3 protein-coding genes are annotated in these 1,758 nt (G+C 30.0%); all 3 read left to right on the plus strand.

Going from position 1 to position 1,758, the window contains the following annotated elements; genetic code table 11:
* Positions 1-338, plus strand: a 338-nt coding sequence (locus ACVC2P_RS18010) for a hypothetical protein (protein WP_452599836.1), incomplete at its 5' end; no start/stop codon positions are given.
* Between the two features lie 258 nt (positions 339-596).
* Positions 597-896, plus strand: coding sequence for a hypothetical protein (locus ACVC2P_RS18015; protein ID WP_452599837.1), 300 nt, complete (start codon positions 597-599; stop codon positions 894-896).
* 222 nt (positions 897-1,118) lie between these two features.
* Positions 1,119-1,758, plus strand: a 640-nt coding sequence (locus ACVC2P_RS18020; RefSeq protein ID WP_452599838.1) for a WGR domain-containing protein, incomplete at its 3' end; no start/stop codon positions are given.

A 1,758-nucleotide genomic window follows, 5' to 3' on the forward strand; every position in this document is an offset into this window, starting at 1 on the left:
TTCCTGAACTATGGGGTAGATTGGAAAAAGGTTCTTGGATTAGTCCACAAATCCTATCTGTTCTTTCAATAATTGACAATAAATTCGAATTCAAAGCGAATGAAATATTAAAAAACGGTTTCAACGTGAGTTTCTCACCAATGAAAATGATTGAACATCATAACGCAAGAGGACCCGAAGGCACTAAAGGTGCATCTGAAAAAGTTCTAAGCTCAATTAGGTCATTACTTGAAAAACAAAATGATGACTTTGGATGGAAAGGAAGATTGAAAAAATTAATAGAAAGTGAAAAATTTAAAATAAATACCAAGCATAACAATGGCTATAATAAATACTAGTTTGGTGCTTAATATGAAGTTCAGTTCTCTGAATTCCCGTACCAACCATAGCAGAGACGTTAGTAATTAAAAAAATGGGATATATATTAATACTACTTGCTATTTTCATCGTCACAATTTCTAGAGTATATTATTTAGGTTATAAAAGCAGATAAAGAAGAATTTAAAAATTATATAACGAAATAAAAATAAACATGACAATGTACAAAGGGGATTAAAACAACTGTTTATAATAATCTTTATGAAAAATTAGAATAAATGGATGTAAATAAGCTAAATATGGAATCGAATCTATTAAGTGAGAGGATAATCAACAGCGGTAGTACACCTTTCAAATTATGGCTCGAATTTGAAGAAACTAATCCATGGGATAATATCGAAAATAGTTTTGCAAATATCGGTGTTGATACGCTAGAAGGAAGATATTATAGAATTAATGTGTGGACATTTAAATTCCTTGAAACTATAACCCAACAGGATAAAGAAAACAGATATAATCTAAATAGACTTTATCTTACTCCTTCAGATTTATTTGTAAAAGAGTTGACTAGAGATTGAATAGCAGTTGTTCACTTAATATAGACATCAGAAAAAGAACTTAAAGGTTATCCAAAAGCAAGAATTTATAAGAATAAAATAGATTTTTGGAATAAGGAAATGAAACAAGATATACTAGATTTTAAAGAATAGAAAAATCAATACTAGAATTTCAAATTAATAACATGTATAATCTTCTTTAATTTCCTTTTTAATTATATTTACGTACAAATCGTTATATAATTGAAAATACTACACCAAAAAACACTATACTTTTCGGAAGGGAAATCGGATAAAGTCTACGAAGTCGATTTATGCGAATCAGGTTCAGATTTATACATCGTTAATTTTAGATATGGTAGGAGAGGCGCTAATTTACGAGAAGGTACTAAAACGGTATTTCCTGTGCCTTACGACGAGGCTTTAAAAGTATTTAATAGTTTGGTCTCTAGTAAAGAGAAAAAAGGCTATAGTGAAACACTATCTGAAAGATCAGAAAAAACTCCAACACCTTCACAGGCAACCGAAATAAATACAGCAAGAGAGCAAACCATTTTAAAATATTTAAAAGAAGCAGTTGCTGATGTCTATACTAGAAATTGGAAAGTTTCCAGAATAGTATGGAGAGCAGCAGATTTAAATATAACCAAAGCAATTCCGTCTATAGTACATTTCATAAACTCGGAAGATGCATTTGAGCAATATGCTTCAATACACGCTTTGTCTAAATTTAAAGACGTTTCAGGAAGAGACGCTATATATAACGTCTTTAATACTTTAGGCTTTAAAGATAAAGTAGGGCGTATTGCAGCTGCCTATATATTAAAATTAGGTAAAGCAGATTACAAGAATACAGTAATACAATCAGCAACAAATAATCTAC

The sequence above is a fragment of the Pontimicrobium sp. MEBiC01747 genome (assembly GCF_053601635.1).